Annotated in this window: 16 protein-coding genes; 2 read left to right on the plus strand and 14 right to left on the minus strand. The window is 70.7% G+C overall.

Annotated features, from left to right (window positions below):
• Nucleotides 1-45: 45 nt before the first annotated feature.
• Nucleotides 46-594, plus strand: a complete 549-nt coding sequence (locus ACNI65_RS16305) for an outer membrane beta-barrel protein (RefSeq protein WP_416757980.1) — start codon at nucleotides 46-48, stop codon at nucleotides 592-594.
• Here ACNI65_RS16305 and ACNI65_RS16310 read toward each other — a convergent pair.
• Nucleotides 584-3,103, minus strand: coding sequence for a DUF2339 domain-containing protein (locus tag ACNI65_RS16310; protein WP_416757981.1), 2,520 nt, complete (start codon nucleotides 3,101-3,103; stop codon nucleotides 584-586). The genes ACNI65_RS16305 and ACNI65_RS16310 overlap by 11 nt on opposite strands.
• 201 nt (nucleotides 3,104-3,304) lie before the next feature.
• Here ACNI65_RS16310 and ACNI65_RS16315 point away from each other — a divergent pair, with 201 nt between their 5' ends.
• Complete coding sequence (locus ACNI65_RS16315) at nucleotides 3,305-3,715, plus strand: hypothetical protein (protein WP_416757983.1); 411 nt, start codon at nucleotides 3,305-3,307, stop codon at nucleotides 3,713-3,715.
• A gap of 52 nt (nucleotides 3,716-3,767) precedes the next feature.
• Here the strand turns inward: ACNI65_RS16315 and ACNI65_RS16320 are convergent, their stop codons facing one another.
• From ACNI65_RS16320 to ACNI65_RS16380, 13 genes are all read right to left on the minus strand, one after another.
• Complete coding sequence (locus ACNI65_RS16320; RefSeq protein WP_416757984.1) at nucleotides 3,768-6,806, minus strand: DUF3857 domain-containing protein; 3,039 nt, start codon at nucleotides 6,804-6,806, stop codon at nucleotides 3,768-3,770.
• Nucleotides 6,807-6,899: 93 nt separating this feature from the next.
• Nucleotides 6,900-7,763 (minus strand): HDOD domain-containing protein, encoded by an 864-nt coding sequence (locus ACNI65_RS16325; RefSeq protein ID WP_416757985.1) that lies wholly within the window; start codon nucleotides 7,761-7,763, stop codon nucleotides 6,900-6,902.
• A gap of 49 nt (nucleotides 7,764-7,812) precedes the next feature.
• Nucleotides 7,813-8,436 carry a Crp/Fnr family transcriptional regulator gene (locus ACNI65_RS16330; protein ID WP_416757987.1) on the minus strand — a complete coding sequence of 208 codons (624 nt, stop codon included), beginning with the start codon at nucleotides 8,434-8,436 and terminating at the stop codon, nucleotides 7,813-7,815.
• Between the two features lie 339 nt (nucleotides 8,437-8,775).
• Entirely contained in the window at nucleotides 8,776-10,086 is a 1,311-nt protein-coding gene (locus ACNI65_RS16335; RefSeq protein ID WP_416757988.1) for a glycerate kinase type-2 family protein, read from the minus strand.
• Between the two features lie 24 nt (nucleotides 10,087-10,110).
• A complete protein-coding gene (glxR, locus tag ACNI65_RS16340; protein ID WP_416757989.1) occupies nucleotides 10,111-11,025 on the minus strand; it encodes a 2-hydroxy-3-oxopropionate reductase in 915 nt (304 codons plus the stop codon).
• Nucleotides 11,026-11,043: 18 nt separating this feature from the next.
• Nucleotides 11,044-11,826 (minus strand): 2-dehydro-3-deoxyglucarate aldolase, encoded by a 783-nt coding sequence (gene garL, locus ACNI65_RS16345; protein ID WP_416757991.1) that lies wholly within the window; start codon nucleotides 11,824-11,826, stop codon nucleotides 11,044-11,046.
• Nucleotides 11,827-11,847: 21 nt separating this feature from the next.
• Nucleotides 11,848-12,834, minus strand: coding sequence for a Bug family tripartite tricarboxylate transporter substrate binding protein (locus ACNI65_RS16350; protein WP_416757992.1), 987 nt, complete (start codon nucleotides 12,832-12,834; stop codon nucleotides 11,848-11,850).
• Between the two features lie 34 nt (nucleotides 12,835-12,868).
• Entirely contained in the window at nucleotides 12,869-14,155 is a 1,287-nt protein-coding gene (locus ACNI65_RS16355; RefSeq protein ID WP_416763642.1) for an enolase C-terminal domain-like protein, read from the minus strand.
• A 100-nt stretch (nucleotides 14,156-14,255) separates the two neighbouring features.
• On the minus strand, nucleotides 14,256-15,251 hold the full coding sequence (locus ACNI65_RS16360; RefSeq protein ID WP_416757994.1) for a Bug family tripartite tricarboxylate transporter substrate binding protein: 996 nt from the start codon (nucleotides 15,249-15,251) through the stop codon (nucleotides 14,256-14,258).
• Nucleotides 15,252-15,422: 171 nt separating this feature from the next.
• Nucleotides 15,423-16,169 carry a FadR/GntR family transcriptional regulator gene (locus ACNI65_RS16365; protein WP_416757995.1) on the minus strand — a complete coding sequence of 249 codons (747 nt, stop codon included), beginning with the start codon at nucleotides 16,167-16,169 and terminating at the stop codon, nucleotides 15,423-15,425.
• A 149-nt stretch (nucleotides 16,170-16,318) separates the two neighbouring features.
• Nucleotides 16,319-17,125 (minus strand): DNA-binding transcriptional regulator KdgR, encoded by an 807-nt coding sequence (gene kdgR / locus ACNI65_RS16370; RefSeq protein WP_416757996.1) that lies wholly within the window; start codon nucleotides 17,123-17,125, stop codon nucleotides 16,319-16,321.
• A gap of 29 nt (nucleotides 17,126-17,154) precedes the next feature.
• Complete coding sequence (locus ACNI65_RS16375) at nucleotides 17,155-19,491, minus strand: pectinesterase family protein (RefSeq protein WP_416757997.1); 2,337 nt, start codon at nucleotides 19,489-19,491, stop codon at nucleotides 17,155-17,157.
• Between the two features lie 8 nt (nucleotides 19,492-19,499).
• Nucleotides 19,500-20,651, minus strand: coding sequence for an oligogalacturonate lyase family protein (locus ACNI65_RS16380; protein ID WP_416757998.1), 1,152 nt, complete (start codon nucleotides 20,649-20,651; stop codon nucleotides 19,500-19,502).
• Between the last annotated feature and the right edge of the window lie 5 nt (nucleotides 20,652-20,656).

A 20,656-nucleotide genomic window follows, 5' to 3' on the forward strand; every position in this document is an offset into this window, starting at 1 on the left:
AGCCTTCTGAAAGCCGCAGTGAAGACGCTCCCGCACCGACTCCTCGTGACGATCCCGCTGGCCTGGATCACCTCGACGGCGCTTGCCGCCGACCCCTACGTCGGACTCTCGTTGGCCACGCCCGGAGAAGCCCGCCTGAGCGCGGGTCCCTCGCTCACGGTCAAGAACGACAACCACCCGACGGCGTTCCGGCTCTACGCCGGGGTGAGCCTGGACCCCAACTGGTCACTGGAAGCCGGCTACGGCGCCTTCGGCAGCTGGCGGTTCAAGGACCCGACGCCCGGGTCGCGCGACACGGCGCGCCTCTCCTCCAACGTCCTCACGCTCGCGGGCCGCTACACGCTGGCGTTGGACGACACCTTCTCCGCGTTCGGCAAGGCGGGGGTCGCGGTCAACCACTTCCGCTACCGCGACTCGCTGGGGCAGTCGGAGAAGGACCGGCTGGTCCGCCCGATGTGGGGCCTGGGCATCGAGGCCAGGCTCAGTCCCCAGCTGTCCGTGCCGCTGGAGTTCGAGTCCTTCGGCAGCGGACGCACGCAGCTGGGCCAGTTCCATCAGCGCAAGCTGGAGATCGGTCTGCGGCTCAGCTTCTGACCCGCGCCGGGGGCTGAGGCGCGAGGTAACCCGCCAGCAGGAACAGCGCGCCCATGCCCAGCAGGCTGCCGACGATGCCCATCGGCGACAGCGCCCAGCTGCCCAGCGACAGCAGCAGCTTGAGCATCGCGACGACGCACACCACCGCCGACACCTGCCAGGCCAGGCGGCGGTGCGCGCGGGTGCTCAGGAACAGGAAGCCCACGCCGACGGCGGCCAGCGCCACGGGCAGCAGGTAGCTGCGCCAGGCGAGCTCGAAGGCCAGGGCCGGCGACTGGATCACGCCGCGCGCGACGACGTAGGCGACCGCCACGCCCGCGCTCGCGACCAGCACCTGGCGGGCCTCGGTGGGCACGCCGTCGCCGAGACGCCACCACGTGAGCAAGGCGACATAGAACGCGCCGGCCGCGAGCAGCCAGACAGCGGTCGTCTCCGAGAGCTCCGCCGCCCACACCATCGGCACGATCGCGCAGAACATCGCGGCATGCGCCAGCAGCGACGGCGTGAGCCGAGGCTCGGCGGGCACCGTTGTCATGAAGCGCGCATGCGCCAGCACCCACGCGCACACGGCCGTGCCGGTGACCGCGAGCAGCGCCACGACAGACCATGACGACACCACCGTGTAGGCGATCAGCGCGGGCAGCAGCAGCGCGACCCAGATCCGGACCTTCGCGCCCTCCGCCGCATCCGGCGACATCGGGCGACGCATCGCCCGCCACGCGCTGATCACGCCGAAGACGACCGGTGTGATCAGCGCGGTCAGCGCCAGCGGCCGGTTGATCTCCGGCAACACCGGCAGCATCACCACCCACGCGACGGCGAGCACGATCGCGTACAGACGCCTCACCGTGAGCGGGCTTGGCTTGGCCGCGGTGGCGGCGGTGGAATCCGTCGCTGGCGTTGAGCGATCCAGCAGGTAGGCCAGCGCCGCGGCTCCCAGCATGACGAGCGTGAAGACCGCCGCGGTGGCCTCATCCCCGCCCGCGAAACGCGTCGCGCAGCGATAGGCCAGCGTCGCGGCGGCCACGACCGTCACGGCGACGGTGAGCCTGGCGTCCACGGCGCGCTGCGCGCGCGCCATCGCCAGTGACAACGCCAGGCTCGCCACCACGAGCACCGCGACCGGCCACAACACCGCGTCCGCGGTGCTGCCGATGACCGCGATCGCGCCCACGATCACGATCAGGCGCGACACCGAGCGGCGTAGCACCGAGCCCGTTGGCGTCGACAACATCAGGATCGCGCCCTCGGCGAAGAGGCTCAGCGAGGACACGGTCTCAGGCAGATCGCCCCGCTCCAGGCCGGCGGCCACGCTGAACGCGGCGAGGACCCACGCGGTCTCGCGCAGGCCGTGCGCGGGCAGCCGTCGCGCACCGAGCGCGCCCAGCACCGCCGCCGACACGAATGCCACCGCCATGAACGCGTTCCCGTCCAGCAACCACGCCTGCATCGCCAGGAAGCCGATCACCGTCATCGAGAAGCAGGCGCACAGCACCGGGATCTCGCGCGCCTGCCACCACGAGGTCGCGGCCTGGGTGGACGTCGATGGCGCATGGCGCGCGGCCCAGGTGGTCGTCCAGCCGGCGAATTGCACCAGGTAGATCGCCAGCAGGAGCTGCTGCTGCCACGCGGGCAGCCCGGGCTCGTAGCGCGACGCCGCGTAGGCGAGCACGGCCAGGCCCGCCGCGCAGGCATGCGCGTGCACGCCGATCTCCAGCCAGCGCCGCGACAGGCTCACCCACAGCGCGAAGCCGGTGACCACGACGCCGTAGCTCAGGTGGAAGAGCAGCCCCGCATGCCCGTAGAGCGCCAGCAGCGGCGCGGCATAGGCGCCCAGGAAGCCGATGGCGACCAGCACCTTGGCGTCTTCCTTCAACGCGCGCAGCACCAGCACCGCCGAGATCGCCGCGAACACCGCCAGCGACACCGTCGGTGACAGCAGCGCATAGGCGGAGCTGGCGACGTAGGTCGCGAGGTAGCCGATCGCCGCGCCGCCGCCCTGGGCCATCTGACCCCACAGCGCATTGCGCGCGCTGAGCCGCACGCCCGCCACGCCCAGCGCCACGGCCGCCGCCCACGCCAGCGACACCTTGGCCAGCGGCGACAGCAGCTGGCCCCACTCGATCGAATGGAACAGAACGACGAAGCCCAGCAGCAGCAACGCGATGCCGGCCACGGCGAACAGGTTCTTGCGCATCAACTCGACCAGCGACGCCTGCCAGGACGGGGTGGATGGCGATGGCGTCTGACGTGTGAGGGTCTCGATCGTCTTCACGGGCGGCACGGGCGGCGCGGGCGGCACGGGCGGCGGGATCGGCGCGGCGCTCACGGGCATCGACGGCGGTGCAGGCACCGCGGCCTCACGAGGCGCGGTCGTGGTCGCGGCTTTCGTCGTCGCATCGACCGCCCAGCGGGCTTCGAGATCGCGGACGCGGTCCTGGAGCTTGGACACCCGGGACCAGAGCGTGGCCACCACGGCGAGCAGGCAGAGCGTGACGAGGAAACCCATGTCGGGGAGCGCGAGACGCGCGGCGATCGAGAGGCCCGCAGTGTCGGCGAGGCACCCGCCGCGTCAAGCCGCCCGAACGGTGGGTATCGCCGCGCGCTGCCGCCGCGTCCATCCACCGCTACCGCATGCTGCGCCGCGGCATGACAGCGTACGGGACGCAGGCGTAGCATCTCCCGTCATCGCTCCCGACGAGCTTCGGTCATGGCGCTCTGGCAATTCGAGATGGCCCTCGCGCACGGTGCCGCGGCAGCCTCGTGGCAGGCGGCCTCGCGCACCGACGTCATGCACTACCTGACGGGCCGGCTGGGCCCCAGCACGCCGATGCTCGAGGGCTGGCGCTACTTCGGCGACGAGGCCGGCAACTGCATCGACATGGTGTCCGACCCGGACGGCAGCTACGAACTTCACGTGCGCCTGGACGCCGGCGCCACCGCCACCGACCGCTTCATCGACGTCGTCTGCGACGTGGCCGCCGCGCTCGGCTGCGAGCTCTTCAGCGACGAGCTCTCCGTCATCCTGCAGCCCCAGTCGCGCGCGCTCAAGGACGCGCTGCAGCGCTCCACCGCGTGGCGCTTCGCGCTGGACCCGGAAGGATTCCGGCCGCACGCCTGAGCGAAGGCCGGTCCGGGCCGCGCCCACGCGCGCCGGCCCGTGCACGTGGCGCTCAGCGCGACGGCTGCTTCAACTCCTGACGCGCGATCAGGTACTCGCGGAAGGGCACGGCCTGCGTGTCGATGACGCGCTCGAACCAGGTCTTGGCGTCCTGGCGCTTGCCCTGCGTGAGGAAGTGCTGTCCGATGTAGAAGTAGGCTTCCGCCAGGCGCAGCCGCTCGGCGTCGGCGTCGGCGCGCGCAGCCTTGAGCAGCGCATCGCGATCCACGCGGCCGGCCATGAAGCCCACGAGCGAGCCCACCCAGCTGGTGTCGCCCTCGCGCGTCTCCGACGCCAGCACCGCGCGGCCCGCGCCGGCCTGACGACGCTCCGCCGCGATCGCCAGCCACACCAGGCCGAAGCTGCGCTGATCCCCGCTGGTCGCGTCGACGTAGCGGCGCAACGAGCGCTCCGCGTCGTCATAGCGTCCGGCCTGGATCTGCGCGATGCCCAGCCACGACTCGGGCGACTTGCGCGTCGCGGACTTGTCCGCGCGGTCGAAGGCGGCGATCGCGTCGTCCAGCCGGCCCAGCCCGAACAGCGCCGCGCCGCGCGCCTGCAGCGCCGTGTCATCGTTGGGGTCGATGGCCAGCGCCGCGTCCGCGTCCTGCAGCGCGACTTCGGACTCGGCCAGGTGGTTGGACAGCGCCGCGCGCTCGGCCAGCGTGGCGCCCGCCATCGCGCTGCCCTCGGGCACCTTGGACAGCAGGATCGCGTCGCGCGCCCGGCTCGCGTTGGTCAGCAGCGCCATGCGCGACAGGCCGTCGGGCTTGCCGTACTTCTTGAGATCGGCGCCGACCAGCGCCGCCACGCGCGACTGCTCGGCCTTGCTCAGCAGCGAGAAGTTCACCGTCGAGCCCACGCCCTGGCGCGCGCGCAGCACGGCTTGGCGATATGACTCCATGTCGCCGGGCAGCACCTGATCGGCGCGGCGCTCGTAGCGGCTGGTCAGCGTCAGCACGCGGTCGGCGATCTCGGACTTCATGGTCAGACCGAAGTGGTTGTCCCCGGCCTGGCGCGTGGGCGACGGCGGAAAGTCCAGCAGCACCGGCGCGGTCACCGTGACGCGCGACTCCGCCACCAGCGGCTGATCGATCAGGAAGGGCGTGCGCCGCGTGGCCTCGGGTGGGCCGGTCATGAAGTCGAGGAAGGCCAGCTGCGGCAGGTTCAGCCGCATCGACGCCGAGCGCAGCTCGCCCGGCATCGGCGACTCGAAGCGCAGCTTGATGGCGAGCTCGTTGAACTCGCGGCTGTCGCTGAGCTCGGGCTGACCCACCGGCTTCAGGCCCGGGTACTGGCGCACATAGGCGCCGCCGAGCATCTCGCCGATGCGCTCCATGCCGGCGTTGGCGACGTAGGCGCGCCAGCGCTCCGCGCTCAGGCCCAGCATCGTCATCGACACGGTCAGCGCGGGCGTCTTCTTCAGGTCGGACAGGTCCCAGTCCTCGCGCTGACGGACCTCGTCGCGCGCGAAGGCCGGCACGACCACCGGCTGCGGGCCCTTGCCGTCGCCGACGATCAGCGCCTGGCCGTACGGGAAGAAGCCGCGCTCGCGCAGGCCGAAGCCCTGCCCGTTCATCGTGCCGTCGAGGAAGTACACCTGATCGCCGACGACCACGCGCGTGATGACGTGGTCGAACTGGTCATGCGTGGGCAGGTAATCGCCGACGCCTCGGTTGCGATGCATGGACACCAGCGCCGGCTTGGCGTCGAAGCCCAGCGCGGTCAGCAGCGTGTTGAGCAGCAGCACCTTGTCCTTGCAGTCGCCCAGGCGCTCGGCCAGCGTGCGCGCTGCGGGCTTGGGCCGGTGCGAGCTCTCGCCCAGGCTCATGCTGAAGTAGCGCACGTCGTCCTGCACGAAGCGCAGCACCTCGGCCACGAGCGCCTCGGGCGCCAGGTTGCGCGCCTTCCAGGCGGCGACGCGCTCGGCGAGCTCGCCGCTCGGCGGCACGATCGTGAACAGGCCCTGCGCCCAGCGGTCCACTTCCTGCCAGTCCCGGTACTCGCTGATCTGCAGCGCGGGGAACACCTTGAACCAGGGCGGGGTCGCGACCTCCTGCGGCACGGCGGGCACGCGCTCCTGGAACACCGTCAGCACCTCGCCGCCGCCCGGCTGCGGATCGCGGCGCACGGTCGGCGGCGTGATGGCGCCGTAACCGATCGCGCGCGTCTGCAGCACCCGCCCCTTGGGGCTGGACACGCGCACGAACGCGCGGTCGATGGGCACCTCGCGCGACAGCTGGATCAGGTCGGCGAAGCGGCCCTCGAAGATCGGGTTCTGGCCCTCGATCGAATAGGACAGCTCGACGATGTCGCCGACGCGCACGTCGTTGAGCATCAGCAGCGCCGTGCGCAGTCCGTTGAGCATCAGCTGCTCCAGGCCCTGCTCGCGGCGCATGGTCTCCACGCGCAGGCCGCGCGTGCGGTCCTGCCGCTGGCCGTCACGGATCACGACGACCTGATGGATCGCGACCTTCTGGTACTCGGGATTGAAGACGATCTGCGGCTCGGAGACCTCGCGCAGCGTGGTGCTGTCCAGCGCCTGCAGCTGCGAGCGGTAGAAGCTCACCGGGACAGCGCCGGCCAGCTGGATCTGCGTGTCCGCGAGCGGCATGCGCAGCGCCTTGCCCGGCGACACGGCCATGGCGCCCTGCCCGCCCTGCCCCACCGGCGCGGCTTGAGCCGCAGCCCCCGGCCCCCCGGCCGGCAGTCCCGCGCTGGCGAATCCGCCCAGGCCCGGCGGCGGCGCCTTGAGCGCGGCCGGCGCGGCGTCCGCCGCGGAACCGGCGGGCACGTCGACGACCCAGCTCGGGAACGGCGCGATGCGATAACCCTGGTCCGCGGCGGCCTTGTCGTTCTTCTCGCCCTTCTTGCCCACGGGATTGGCAGCGGGCTTGGCGGCCGGCTTGGCCGCCGGGGTGGTCGACGCCGCCGCAGGAGTCGCAGACGTGGCCGGCGTGGCGGCGAAGGTGGCCAGCGGAGCCAGGCTCAGGCTCACGGCCAGGGACATCAGGCCGGCGCGCGCCGGCAGGCGCTTGGAGCGCAACTGCATGGTGAGAACTCCCTCGGGATCGTCTATGGGTCTTTGGGCGCGATTGTGCGCCCGCCCAACGAGGGGAGCCTCAGGGTTACCGCCGCACCGCGCTCACTTCAGCATCAGCGCCACGTCCTGCCCCGGATCGCCGCAGCCCTCCAGCCGCAGTCTGAGGAACTCCAGGTCCATGTGCAGGTGCTCGACCAGTTCCGGCACCGCGACCTGCAGCGCCGCGATCGGATCGGCGTTCTGGTCGTTCGCGTCGGCGATGACCTCCGCCAGGTGCAGCACCGCCGCGAGCATCGAGAAGGGCTTGACCTCCAACGGCGTGTTGGCGTCCTTGAAGGCCTCGACCAGGTCGGCCGGGAAATGCCAGTGCGACGCGAGCGCCGCCGTCACGTCGGCATGCGTGCAGCCGAAACGATGCATCTCCAGCGAGAACCGGCTGCCGGGCTCGGCGGCGTGGGCCTCGACGTCCGCGACCTGTTCGGGCTCGCTCATCGCCATCATCAGCTGGCCGGTGCGCAGCATCAGCCCGGCGAGGTAGGCGGTGTCCACATCGCCCTGCAGCAGCTTGGCCAGCAGCCGCGCGTAGCCGGCCGTGCGCACGCTGTGGCACCAGAAACGCTGCCGGTCCAGACCCTTCACGTCGGGGAAGCTCGCCGAGATGCTGGCGGCCATGGCCAGGTTGCGCAGCGTCTCCAACCCAAGCGCCATGGCGGCGTCCTGCAGGTTGGCGATCGAATGCGAGGGGCTGTAGCGCGCCGAGTTGGCCAGCCGCAGCACCTTGGCGGCCAGTGTCGAGTCCTTGCCGATCAGCTCGGCGATCTGACCCAGCGAGACGCCGTCGTCGTCCAGGCTGCGCAGCAGCTTGCGGCCGACCTCGGGCATGACCGGAAGGCTGGCATGCCCTCCGAAGAATCGCTCCGCCTGGGAGCTGACAGCGGTCACTGCGGGCATGCGGGCAATCGTCACGGCGGCCTCCTCTGGACGCGACGGGGGGGTGGAGGCGAGTCTATGCCGCTCAGCGGCAGCGCGCCAGCGCCAGCAGCGCCACCCGGTCCAGCAGCACGATGCGGTAGCCCTGAACCGCCAATACGCCACGATCGGCCAGCTGGCGCAACGCGCGCGAGAAGGTCTCGGGGGAGATCGACAGCTGCGCCGCGACGTCGCGCTTGCGCTCGGCCAGCCGCAGCTCGGACGCGGCCCCGGCCTGCGTCAGCAGCCAGGCGGCGACCCGGCCGGTCGCATCCTGCGTCGTCAGCGCGTGGATGGCGTCCTGCGCGTCGCGCATCTGCGCCGAGACGGCCCGCACCAGCGCCTCCAGCACCAGCGGCTGCGATCGCAACCACATCGCCGCCACCGACATCGGCCATTCCATCAGCAGCGCCGAACCTGACCCCACCCGCACGTCGTCCTCGTAGCGGCCTTCGAGCCAGGCGGTGTGCAGGTCCAGCCAGAGCGGCCCGGTCAGCGGCCCGCGCGCGACGACCTTGCCCTCGCACAGCGCGCGCATGGCCACGGCCGCCTCGCCGCGCTGCCAGACGAGATCGCCGGCCCGGCATCGGCGCAGCCGGGTCATGCTGGTCAACGCGGACCAGCTCTCGCCGTCCAGCAGCACGTCGCCGAGCAGCGCGCGCCACGGCACGGGCGCGGTGGGCGGGGGGACCAGGCCGGAGGAAGGGACCAGCGCGGGCGCGAGCGGAGAAGAAGCGGTGGGAGCAACCGAGGGCGGAAGTGTGGGGGGCGGGTGGGCGATCACGGGGCAGTCTCGAAAGCCGGGGATGGCGGACTGTCCTCGCCCTCGAGGGAAATTGCCTTGCGACCCGTCAACATCCGATCACGCTCGGCCCCTGCTCGCCCGAGGGAGGGAGACAAGAGGGAGACGCTCCGCCTCATGACGGCGCCATGACCCCCTCCCCTCGCCCGAAAGAGCGAGATGGCAGACGCAAACGCGCACCGCTTGGTGGATCAGCAGATCAGCGGATCAACGGATCAGCAACGCGCGGAAGTCGTTGACGTTGGTCTGCGTCGGTCCGGTGATCAGCAGGTCGCCCAGCGCCTCGAAGAGCGCGTAGCCATTGTTGGCCGCGAGCAGCTCCGCCGGCTTGAGGCCCAGCGCGCGGGCGCGCTGCAAGGTGCTCGGGCTGAGGAAGGCGCCAGCGTTGTCCTCGACACCATCGATGCCGTCGGTGTCCGCCGCCAGCCCCCAGACGCCGTCCTCGCCGTCGAGCGAGATCGCACAGCCGAGCACGAACTCGCCAGCGCGGCCGCCGCGTCCGGGCTCGGGAACGAGCGTCACGGTGGTCTCGCCGCCTGACAGGATCAGGCAGGGCTTGGCGAAGGGCTCGCCGTGACGCGCCACCGAGCGCGCCAGCGCCGCATGCACGCGGCCGACCTCGCGCGACTCGCCCTCGATCTCATCGGACAGCACGTGGGCCGTGATGCCCAGCGCGCGCGCCGCCTCGGCCGCGGCGAGCAGGCTCTGCCGCGGCGCGGCGATGATGCGCTGCTCATGGCCATCGAAGCAGGCGTCGCCCGGCTTGGGCGTCTCCCACTCGCCGCGCTCCAGCGCATCGACGGCCACCTGCGGCAGCGCGATGCGATAACGGCGGCAGATCGCCAGCGCCTCGGCGCAGGTACTCGCGTCGGGCACGGTCGGGCCGGACGCGATGACCTGAGGGTCGTCGCCGGGCACGTCCGAGATCATCAGCGTCAGCACCTTGGCCGGCGCGCACGAGGCCGCGAGCCGGCCGCCCTTGATCGCGCTGAGGTGCTTGCGCACGCAGTTCATCTCGACGATGTTGGCGCCGCTGGCCAGCAGCGCGCGATTGACCGCCTGCTTGTCGGCCAGCGTCAGTCCGGGCGCGGCCAGCGGCATCAGCGCCGAGCCGCCCCCGGAGATCAGGCAGATCACCTGGTCGTCGGCGGTGGGCTGGAAGTCGCGCACGAGCTGCATCATCCGGGCCGCGGCGCGCTCGCCGGCGGCATCGGGCACCGGGTGCGCGGCCTCCACCATCTCGATGCGGCGGGGCCGGTAGTCCGGCGGGATGTGGCCGTAACGCGTGATCACCAGGCCCGACATCGGCGCCGACGCGGGCCAGGCCGCTTCCAGCGCCTGCGCCATCGATCCGCCGCCCTTGCCCGCGCCGATCACCAGCGTGCGGCCCTTGGGCGGCGGCGGCAGGTGAGCAGCCAGGATCTTGCCGGGCAGCGCGCGGTCCACCGCCACGCGATACAGGTGCTGGAGCAGCGCGCGCGGGTCGGCGCGCAGCGCGTCGTCGGGAGAAGGGCTCATGCGGCGATTGTGGGCAGGCGCCGCTCAGCCGGCGTCCGTAGTGCTACCGACCTCGTGGTTGCCCATGACTTCCAGGGCGCGCACCAGCGCCGAGTGGTCGAGCTGGTCCCAGCCCTGCGCCGCGGCGGCCTGCATCAGCTGCGCGGTGTTGGCGGTGTTGGGCAGCGCCAGGCTCATCGCCTTGGCGCTCTGCAGCGCGAGGTTCAGGTCCTTCTGATGCAGCGCGATGCGGAAGCCGGGATTGAACGTGCGCTTGATCATGCGCTCGCCATGGACTTCCAGGATGCGGCTGGAGGCGAAGCCGCCCATCAGCGCCTCGCGCACCTTGGCCGGATCGGCGCCGGCCTTGGACGCGAAGACCAGCGCCTCGCCGACGGCGGCGATGTTCAGCGCCACGATGATCTGGTTGGCGACCTTGGTGGTCTGGCCCGCGCCCGCGCCGCCCACCAGCGTGATGTTCTTGCCCATCAGCTCGAACAGCGGCTTGATGCGCGCGAAGGTCGCTTCCTTGCCGCCGACCATGATGGACAGCGTGCCGGCCTTGGCGCCGACCTCGCCGCCGGAGACCGGCGCATCCAGCCATTCGGCGCCGAGCGCCTCGATGCGTTCGGCGAAGTCCTTGGTCGCGATGGGCGAGATCGAGCTCATGTCGACCACGGTCTTGCCCGCGCCCTTGCCACCGGCGAAGGCCGCGGCGATGCCGCCCTCGCCGAAGAGCACGCGCTCGACGTCCGGCGTGTCCGGCACCATCGTGAAGATCACGTCGGCCTGCTCGGCCACGTCCTTCGCGCTGGCGCAGACGGTGGCGCCGGCGGCGGCGACTTCCGCGCGGACCTGGCTGCGGGTCTGCACGAAGAGCTGATGCCCGCCCTGCGCGAGGCGCACCGCCATGGGCGCGCCCATGATGCCCAGGCCGATGAAGCCGATCTTGATGCTCATGAGGTTCTCACTTTCATTTCATTGAAACTTGTCGCGCAGTGCCTGCGTGGCCGAGCGGAACACGCCGAGGTCGCTGCCCACGGCGACGAAGGTCGCGCCCTGCTCGATGTAGCGGCGCGCGTCGGCCTCGACCGGCGCGAGGATGCCCACGGGCTTGCCCGCCGCGCGGCACGCGTCGTAGATGGTCGCCATCGCGGCCTGCACGTCGGGATGCTGCGGGTTGCCGAGGTGGCCGTATCCAGCGGCCAGGTCCGAGGGGCCGATGAACACGGCGTCCACGCCCTCGATCGCGGCGATGTCCGCGACCGCGGCGACGCCGGCCGGGCTCTCGATCTGCACGATCACGGCGATCTGCTCGTTGATGCCCTGGAAGTAACCCGGCACCGTGCCGTAGCGGTTGTTGCGCTGCGAGACCGACACGCCGCGGATGCCCTGCGGCGGATAACGCGTGGCGGCCACGGCGGCGGCGGCCTGCTCGGCGGTCTCGACGAAGGGGATCAGCAGGTTGGAGAAGCCCGCGTCCAGCAGCCGCTTGATCTCCACGGCGTTGTTGCTGCTCGGGCGCACCACCGGCGCGCTGACGCTGTCCTTGAGCGCCATGAGCTGCGGCACGAAGCTGCTGACCTCATTGGGCGAATGCTCGCCGTCCAGCAGCAGCCAGTCGAAACCAGCCACGCCCAGGACCTCGGTGCTGATCGGGTTGGCCAGCGAGCACCAGCAGCCGATCAGGCGCTCGCCGGCGCGCAGGCGCTGGCGCAGCGTGTTGGGAAAACTCGAATAGGGCGTGGTCGGCGTCGGCATGGCGTGCTCCTGGGGGCGTCTTCAATCGAGCTTGAGGCCGCTCTTGCTGACCACGGCGGCCCACTTCTTGCGCTCGGCGTTGAAGAAGGCGTCCATCTCGGCCGGGTTCATCGTGCTGACTTCCGCGCCCTGCGCGGCCAGTCGCGCGCGCACGTCCGGCGAGCGGATGATGGTGATCAGCGCCGCGGAGAGCTTGTCGATGTGGGCCTTGGGCATGTTGGCCGGGGCGAGGATGCCCTGCCAGGTGCCGGACTCGAAACCGGTGGCGCCCTGCTCCGCGAGCGTGGGCACGTTGGGCAGCAGCGGCACGCGGGTGGCCTTGCTCACGCCGATGACCTTGAGCTTCCCCTGCTGCACGAAGGGCAGCGTCGCGAGCATGCCGTTCATGAGCACCTGCGTCTGACCGGCGATGGTGTCGGTGACGGCCTGCGAGCCGCCCTTGTACGGGATGTACTCCCACTTGGCGCCGGTCAGGCTGGCGACCTGGAAACCGGCCAGGTGCGGCGCGCTGCCCATCGCCGTCACGGCGAAGTCGATCTTGGACTTCTTGGACAGCTCGACCAGTTCCTTGAGGTTGTTGGCCGGCACCGACGGGTGGACGACCAGCATGTGCGGCGAGTACGCCAGCATCGCCACGCCCTTGAGGTCCTTGGACGGGTCGAAGGCGAGCTTGGTGTACAGCGACGGGCTGATCGCCAGCGCGCTGACGTCGCACAGCATGATGGTGTAGCCGTCGTTGGCCTTGGCGGTCTGGTCCGCGCCCATGTTGCCGCTGGCGCCGGGCTTGTTCTCGACGATGACGGTCTGCTTGAGCTGCTCCGACAGCAGCGGCGACAGGATGCGCGCGATGATGTCCGAGGACCCGCCCGGCGTGTACGGGACGATGATCTTCAGCGGCTTGCTGGGCCACTTGTCCTGGGCGAAGGCGCTCGGGGCGAAGCCGGCCATCGCGGCGGCGGCCACAGCCACGGTCAGGACGGCGCGGCGGGGAATCTTGTTCTGGGGCATGTCTCTCTCCGTTGCTTGGGAATGTCGTGGGATCTCAGCGGACCATGCAGGGCCGCTTGGGATCGAACTTCCAGTTGGGGATCAGGTGTTGCATGGCGATGGCGTCGTCGCGCGCGCCCAGGCCGTGCTTGAGATAGAGCTGATGAGCGGCCTCCACGGCCTTCATGTCCAGCGTCACGCCCAGGCCGGGCGCGGTCGGCACGGCCACCTCGCCGTCGACGATCTGCAGGGGCTTCTCGGTCAGGTATTGACCGTCCTGCCAGATCCAGTGCGTGTCGATGGCGGTGAGGCGCCCCGGCGCCGCGGCGGCCGCGTGCGTGAACATGGCCAGCGAGACATCGAAGTGGTTGTTGGAGTGCGAGCCCCAGGTCAGCCCGAAGTCGCGGCAGGTCTGCGCGACACGGACCGCGCCGGACATCGTCCAGAAGTGCGGGTCGGCCAGCGGGATGTCCACCGACTGCAGGCTCAGCGCGTGCGTGAACTGGCGCCAGTCGGTGGCGACCATGTTGGTGGCGGTGGGCAGGCCGGTGGCGCGCCGGAACTCGGCCATCACCTCGCGGCCGGAGAAGCCCTCCTCGGCACCGCAAGGATCCTCGGCATAGGCCAGCACGCCGCCGAGGTCGCGCAGCAGCCGCACCGCGTCCTTGAGCAGCCAGCCGCCGTTGGGATCGAGCGTGACGCGGGCGTCGGGGAAGCGCGCCTTCAGCGCCTGGATCGCCTCGACTTCCTCCTCGCCGCGCAGCACGCCGCCCTTGAGCTTGAAGTCCTTGAAGCCGTAACGCGCCTGCGCGGCGACGGCCTGCTCGACGATGGTCTCGGGCGTCATCGCGACGTGATGGCGCACCTTGAGCCACGCGTCGGCGGCCGCATCGCTGCCGGCCTCGTCCTCGGGCGTCTGGTAAGGCAGACCGGTCTTCGTGCGGTCGCCGACGAAGAACAGGTAGCCGAGCATCGCGACGCTGTCGCGCTGCTTGCCCTCACCGAGCAGCTCGCAGACCGGCACGCCCAGGTGCTGGCCGAGCAGGTCCAGCAGCGCGCACTCGACGGCGGTCAGCACGTGGATGGTGGTGCGCAGGTCAAAGGTCTGCAGGCCGCGGCCGCCGCTGTCCAGGCCCTTGAACTTCTCGCGGACCTGCGCCAGCAGCGCGTTCCACTTCGCGACCGGTTGGCCGACGAGCAGCTCGCCGGCCTGTTCCAGCGTCTTGCGGATGGGTTCGCCGCCGGGGATCTCGGCGATGCCGACATGGCCGGCGTCGTCTTCCAGGATCAGCAGGTTGCGGGTGAAGAACGGCGCATGCGCGCCGCTCAGGTTCATGAGCATGCCGTCGCGACCCGCGACGGGGATCGCGCGGGCGGACGTGACGAGGGGACTGCTTGCGCTCACGGAAGAACTCCTGATCGGGGATCGTTGAACGGGGCGCTCAATCGGCGGTGATCTTGCGGGTCTCGATGACCTGCTTCCAGCGCGCGAACTCGGTCTTCTGGAAGGCCTGCGCCTGATCGGCGGTATTGGCCACGGTCTCGATGCCGATATCGGTGAACTTCTGCTTCACCGAGGGCTCCTGCAGCGCGGCGGTGATGTCCTTCTGCAGCTGGGCGCGCACGGCGGGCGGCAGGCCGCGCGGCGCGGCCACGCCCTGCCAGGAATAGACGTCGGCGCCCTTGATGCCGGACTCGGACAGCGTGGGCACGTTGGGCAGCACGGCGGAGCGCTTGTCGCCGGTGACCGCGAGCGCGCGCAGCTTCCCGCCGACGATGTGCGGGAGCACCGCGTTGACGTTCTGGAACGAGGCGTCCACCTGCGCGCCGAGCAGGTCGGTGATCGCGGGCGAGCCGCCCTTGTAGGGGACATGCAGGCCGTTGGTGCCGGTCTGCAGCCAGAAGAGCTCGGCGGTGAGGTGGTCGGAGGAGCCGTTGCCGGAGGACGCGAAGGTCATCTTGCCGGGGTCCTTCTTGAGGGTGTCGACGACGTCCTTGACGCTCTTGAGCGGCGAGTTGGCGGGCACGACGAGCACGTTGGGCGCCTGGATGGCGACGGTGAGGAGGTCGATGTCCTTGAGCGCGTCGTACTGGACGGCCTTGAGCAGATGCGGGGCGATGACGAACGGGCCCAGGGAGGACACGAGCAGCGTGTAGCCGTCGGCCGGGGCGCGCTTGACCTGGCCGGTGCCGAGGGTGCCGGTGGCGCCGGGGCGGTTGTCGACGATGACGGTCTGGCCCCACTTCTTCTGGAGCTCGGCGCCCATGGCGCGGGCGAGCATGTCGGTGGAGCCGCCGGCCGGGAACGGCACGACGAGGGTGACGGGGCGATCGGGGAAGCCGTTGGCGAGGGCCAGGGGGGCGGCGCAGAGGGACAGGACGGCGGCGCCGAGGGCGGCACCGGCCTTGACGGCCAGGCGGCGGGTGAGAACGGTCATGGTTTGTCTCCGGGAAGGAACCGTGGAAGCCGCTCTTGGTGCCTCCCGGGTCTCAGCCCGGGAGTGCGTTGGCGACCTTGTTGTCAGTCATCATACAAGTTCAATCGCGGCGATGACAAGGCGGTCCGTGAGCCGTTCAGATCGGGGAAAACGCGAACAGGCGGATGCGCCTCAGCGCCGTTCCTGCAACGCCAGCGCCGCGCGGCGGCGGCGTTCGCGGCTGTTGGCCAGGTGCGTCCGCATGGCGGCGCGCGCCGCTTCGGTGTCTCGCGCCGCAATCGCGTCGAGGATGCTCTCGTGCTCCGCGTTGACCCGCAGCAGGTACTCGCGCTGCGCCAGCGGATCCTCATCCCCCGCGGCCTGCAGGCTCGCCAGACGCGCTCGCGGAATGCTCGGCGCGCCCAGCGTCGCCATCAGCTGCTCGAAGTGCGGATTGCCCGTCGCGCGGGCAATCTCCAGGTGGAACTGGAAATCGGCCGCCACCGCGTCCCGCCCGCCCTCCGCGGCCTCGCCGAAAGCCACCAGCGCGGCACGCATGTTGCGCAGCTGATCGTCCGTGCGCCGCTGCGCGGCCAGCGCGGCCGCCTCGGTCTCGATGCCGATGCGCAGCTCCAGCACCGCCACCACATCGTGCAGCGTCGCCATCTGCTCCGCACCGATGCGGAAGGGCCCGCCCTCCCCCAGCCCCAGCACGAAGGTCCCGATGCCGTGGCGCGTCTCCACCAGACCCGCCGCCTGCAGCTTGGAGATCGCCTCCCGCACCACCGTCCGGCTGACCTCGAACTCGGCCATGATCGCCGCCTCGGTCGGCAGCTTGTCGCCGTTGGCCAGCGCGCCGGCACGGATCCGGTCCTCCAGCGCCCGCACAAGGCCAAGCGCTAGGGATTTCGGGCGGGAACGGGTCAGCGAAGGATTCATCACGGGGTCAGTTGTACGACAACATCGAGGCTCACGACAACCGCGTTATCGCGGAGTCGCGTTCAAGCCGCGTGAAGCCGGGCGCGCGTCGGAGCGCGCGGGGACCGGGATTGTCCCGGATCCCCGAGGCCCCGCCGATCAGCCGCCGATCAGCCCAGGTCGAGCGGAAATCGCGTGCAGCCCAGCCGCGCCGAGATGTCCCGGCTGGCCGCCTGCAACATCGCCACGACCTCAGGCGCCTTGGCGTCGTCGTAGCGGAAAGTGGGGAAGCTCACGCTCATGCCGGCGATCGGCTGTCCCAGCCGGTCGAAGATCGGCACGCCCAGGCAACGGATGTGATCGTCGAATTCCTCGCGGTCCTCGCCGAAGCCCTGCGCCTTCACGCGTTCGAGCTCGGCCTGGAACGCGCCCGGCTCGGTGATCGTCTTGTCGCGGAATCGCTGGAACTCGGCGCCGGCCAGCACGCGGGCGCGGCGCTCGGGATGTTCCCAGGCCATCAGCACCTTGCCGATCGCCGTGCAGTGCAGCGGCGCGCGGCGGCCGATGCGCGAGTACATGCCCAGCATGTGCTTCGAATCGACCTTGTGGACGTAGATGATCTCGCTGTCGATCAGCGTGCCCAGGTGGACCGTCTCGCCGGTGGCGTCGGCCAGCATCTGCATGTGGTGCTTGGACAGGTCGACCAGGTCCGGGTACTGCAGCGCCTTCGCGCCGATCTCGAAGACCTTCATCGCCAGCCCGTAGCGCTCGCTGTCGCTCTCCTGGCGGACGTAGCCCAGCGTCTTCATCGTCTGCAGGAAGCGGTAGACGGTCGCCTTGGGCATGGCCAGGCGGACCGACAGCTCCGAGATGCCGGTCTCGCTGCGTTCCGACAAGGCCTGCAGGATGGCAAAGACCTTGAGCACCGCGGCCACCGACTCGGGCTGCTGCTTGCCATCGTTCAGATCGTCATCCATGCGCAACGTGTTCTTGTAAAGGGAAGATTTCACCACAGCCGGCCCGGGCCCGCGCCCAGGCGAACCCGGGCGGGCAGATCGGCGGCGGCATCGATGGACAGGCGGTAAGGCGGCGTCCAGCCGGCCTCCCCGGCGATCGTCCGGTCCGGGTTGGCGGCGCGCAGCAGCGCCACCAGGTCAAGGGGCTCGCCGTTGAAGCGCGAGCCGCGATCCTCGAGGCGCTCGCCCTTGAGCAGACGCACCACGCGCCCGGGCGCCACACCTGGGACGGCCTCCCAGGCGTTGGCCTCGCTGAGCACCCGGGCCTCGAGCCCGATGCCGATCGAGTAGCCGTAGGGATAGTCCCCGCCCGGCACCGCGGCGAAGACGTTGTTGGCGACGTGGACCTGGCCGAAGCGCACGCGCGGCGTCCGCTCCTTCACCTGCTCCCACAGGTTGTGGTGCAGCGTGACGCGCAGGTGGCCGCGGTCGTCCCGATGGTTGTCGCTGCCGCCGATCAGCATCGTCTTGTCGTGACGGCGGAAGACGCTCCACGACACGGTGACGAAGTCCGAGCGCCGCGTGATGTCCAGCAGGCCGTCGTGACGCTGCATCCGCTGGCCCAGCACGACCGGCTCGGCGGGATCGGGGCGCCCGCCGTCGTCGAAGGCGCAATGATCGATCCAGACCTGCGTGGCCTCGCGCAACGAGACAGTGTCGTACTCGGAGTTCCACTCGCCGTGCCCGTTGTCGTTCGGGTCCCAGGCCGGGAAGAAGTCGTAGGCATCGGAGAAACGCAGGTTCCGCAGGATCACCTGCGAGACCTTCTCCAGCATCAGCGATCCGCCGTCGAATCCCGCGTCGGGCGCGACGCCGACGATCGTCGTGTTGGACGGCACCTTGACGACGACCTGCGCAGCCTGGCGTCGTGCCGAGCGTTTGCGGGCCTCCTCGAGCGGCCCCTCGGGCGCTCGCCGTCCCCAGCTCGCCGGGTCGTACTGGCGGGCAAAGGCTGCGAGATCGAAGGCCGGATCGCGGAAGTCCTCGATGCCCAGTCGCTTCCCGCTCGCATCGGCGGCGAGGTCGATGCGCCCAGCCACCGCGATGAGCTTGGGCGTATCGCCGAGCGCGAGTGCCGCGTCCAGCTCCGCACGCGTGCGCACGACGCGGACCGCGCCGGGCGCCGCCTGCGCGCCGCCGACGGTGCCGCCGTTCATCGAGCCCCAGCCGTCGCCGGGTGCGATCGCATCGAACGCGGCGGCGGGCACGCCGACAGGCAGCCAGACGTTGCGGACTTCGGTCATGCGGTTGGCCGCGTCGCCCTCGGTGCTGTAGGGACGTCGCGACGTGGAGGCCGACCAGGTCGCGAGGTGCGGACCCAGCAGGTTCTCACGGACCAGCGCCTGTCCATTGGGCACCGACGGCGAGGCCCGCCATTCGCCGCGCGCCACGCCGCGATCCCACGCACGGCCCAGGCTGACGCTGCCCGGGGCCACGCCAGGCTCGGCCAGCCAGCGCGAGCGCTGCACCAGGAAGCCGTTCGCCACGGCCTGCGGCGTGCTCGGCGCGAGCACGTGCCCGCCATGACCGGGCGTGCGTCGGCCGGCGCGGCTGACGATCAGGCTGTCGTCGATGAGCAGCGTCGCGCCGCCGAAGATGAAATCGACATCGCCGCGGATCTCGCTGCGGCGCACGAGCACACGGGCGGCCCGCGCCGGATCCTCGCTCGCGCGCTCGGCATAGAAGGTGTCCTGATGCCCCAGCAGCCGGACCTGCTCCAGCTGCAGCCGGTCGCCGCGCGTCATGAGCGCGACCGCCTGCGCGCCGCCGCTCTCGCCCACGCCAGCGGGATAGCCCTGCCCATCGCGCACGCGGTCCATCGCATCGTTCACGACGGTGAGCCGCGCCAGCTGCGCGTCATCGCTGAACAGCATCACGCTGGCGCTGCCCGGCGTCCCATGGGTCTCCGCGTCCAGCAGCGGGAGGCACCGATGCGCGGGCTCGCCCCGGCGCTTGGGCAGCGCGTTGTAGCGGCCCTCGACGATGACGACCTCGCCCGGATCGCCCGCGCCGTAGAGCGCGAATGGCGCCTTGTCCTGGATGCACAGCGGCTCGCGGTAGGTGCCGGGCTTCACGAGCACGTAGCTGCGCACCGCACTGCCCTTCCCCATGCCCGTGCCCTTGCCCGGCAGCGCATCGATCGCCGCCTGCAGCGTGCGATGCGTGCCGCTGCCATCGGCCGCGACGACGAAGGTCGGCGTCCAGCGCGACGGGTCCAGCGGCGCGGGCGTCCAGTCGCCGAGGTGGTCCGCGCCGAGGTGTTCCGCGCCGGACGGCAAGGACATCGCGGCCAGGCCCAGCATCATCAGCACCCGCGCGACACGCATGCCTGCGCTCACAGGTCCGCCAGGTACAGGGCCGGTTCGCCCTCGGCGTCGGCGCTGAACAGCACCTGCTTCTCATCCGGCGTGAACGACGGATGCGGGTGCGTGACCTGCCGGTTGCCCTTGTAAACGCGCCACGAGCTGTCATGCCGCGCGACCCGGCGTTCGGTGCCGGCCTTCAGGTCGAAGAGATGCAGGAAGGGATCGGTCGCGATCTGATGGCTGCCGGTGTCGGCGACATCGGCCGGCGAATCGCAGCCGTCGCCGATCAGCAGCGTGCCGTCGTGGTTGCTCATCAGGTGCGAGCACGGCGGCATCCGCGTCAGCCGCCGGGACTCGAGCGTCACCGGATCGAGCGAGCAGATCCAGCGGTCCCGCTGCCCCTTCAGGTAGGACACATAGATCATGGCGGAGCCGTCCGGCACCCAGAACTCGTGCGTGCAGCTCTCGCCCGGATCGTGCCGCCGGCCGCAGCGCACATTGCGGCCGTCCTCGTCGATGAACCACATGCGCGCGTCGACGAGGTCGTGCGGTCCCTCATGGCAATAGGCGACCGTGTGGTCATCGCCCGGGCGGTACTGCGGATGGCCCAGCCAGCCCTGCTGCTCGAGGATCACCTCGCGCGCGCCGGTGGCCAGGTCGATGCGGATCAGCCGGCAGCGCGGCTTCGCATGGAACATCTGGTGGAACTTCTGCCAGTCGCTCAGCGGGAACCAGTCGCTCGCGGCGATCTCGATGCCGACCATCTTCGTGCACGCGCTGTTGGAGACCCAGGTGCCGTAACCGACCCAGCCCTCGGGCACGGTGTAGACGACCTCCTCGCTGAGGTCGGCCAGCGACAGCCGGATCAGTCGCCGTTCGGCGCGCACGAAATACAGATGGCGATCGTCCGGGCTCAGGAATCCGCCGAAGGTGTTCTCGCCGGCCTGGTCGGTGAGCTGCGTCGCGACCTGCGACTTCAGATCGAGCAGGTGGTAGTTCCAGCTGCTGCCCGGTCCGAACTCCGCGCCGAAGATCAGCCGCTCGCCGTCGTTGGTGAAGCACTTCTGATAGAAGTAGTTGCGATGGCAGGTCACGTCGGTCGGCGTGAGCCGCGTGACGCGCGCGCCGGTGTCGGGATCCTCGCGGGTGACGAATCGGAGCTGTCGTTCGTTGGATTTCATGGTCG

The organism is Roseateles sp. So40a, assembly GCF_048081605.1.
Lineage (GTDB): Bacteria > Pseudomonadota > Gammaproteobacteria > Burkholderiales > Burkholderiaceae_C > Roseateles.

Excerpts from the sequence above, each read along its gene's own strand:
- ACNI65_RS16335 (WP_416757988.1), bottom strand. The coding sequence starts at position 10,086 with ATGAGCCCTTCTCCCGACGACGCGCTGCGCGCCGACCCGCGCGCGCTG.
- garL (WP_416757991.1), bottom strand. The coding sequence starts at position 11,826 with ATGCCGACGCCGACCACGCCCTATTCGAGTTTTCCCAACACGCTGCGC.
- glxR (WP_416757989.1), bottom strand. The coding sequence starts at position 11,025 with ATGAGCATCAAGATCGGCTTCATCGGCCTGGGCATCATGGGCGCGCCC.
- ACNI65_RS16365 (WP_416757995.1), bottom strand. The coding sequence starts at position 16,169 with ATGAATCCTTCGCTGACCCGTTCCCGCCCGAAATCCCTAGCGCTTGGC.
- kdgR (WP_416757996.1), bottom strand. The coding sequence starts at position 17,125 with ATGGATGACGATCTGAACGATGGCAAGCAGCAGCCCGAGTCGGTGGCC.
- ACNI65_RS16380 (WP_416757998.1), bottom strand. The coding sequence starts at position 20,651 with ATGAAATCCAACGAACGACAGCTCCGATTCGTCACCCGCGAGGATCCC.
- ACNI65_RS16360 (WP_416757994.1), bottom strand. The coding sequence starts at position 15,251 with ATGACCGTTCTCACCCGCCGCCTGGCCGTCAAGGCCGGTGCCGCCCTC.
- ACNI65_RS16320 (WP_416757984.1), bottom strand. The coding sequence starts at position 6,806 with ATGCAGTTGCGCTCCAAGCGCCTGCCGGCGCGCGCCGGCCTGATGTCC.
- ACNI65_RS16315 (WP_416757983.1), top strand. The coding sequence starts at position 3,305 with ATGGCGCTCTGGCAATTCGAGATGGCCCTCGCGCACGGTGCCGCGGCA.
- ACNI65_RS16350 (WP_416757992.1), bottom strand. The coding sequence starts at position 12,834 with ATGCCCCAGAACAAGATTCCCCGCCGCGCCGTCCTGACCGTGGCTGTG.
- ACNI65_RS16375 (WP_416757997.1), bottom strand. The coding sequence starts at position 19,491 with ATGCGTGTCGCGCGGGTGCTGATGATGCTGGGCCTGGCCGCGATGTCC.
- ACNI65_RS16310 (WP_416757981.1), bottom strand. The coding sequence starts at position 3,103 with ATGGGTTTCCTCGTCACGCTCTGCCTGCTCGCCGTGGTGGCCACGCTC.
- ACNI65_RS16355 (WP_416763642.1), bottom strand. The coding sequence starts at position 14,155 with ATGCTCATGAACCTGAGCGGCGCGCATGCGCCGTTCTTCACCCGCAAC.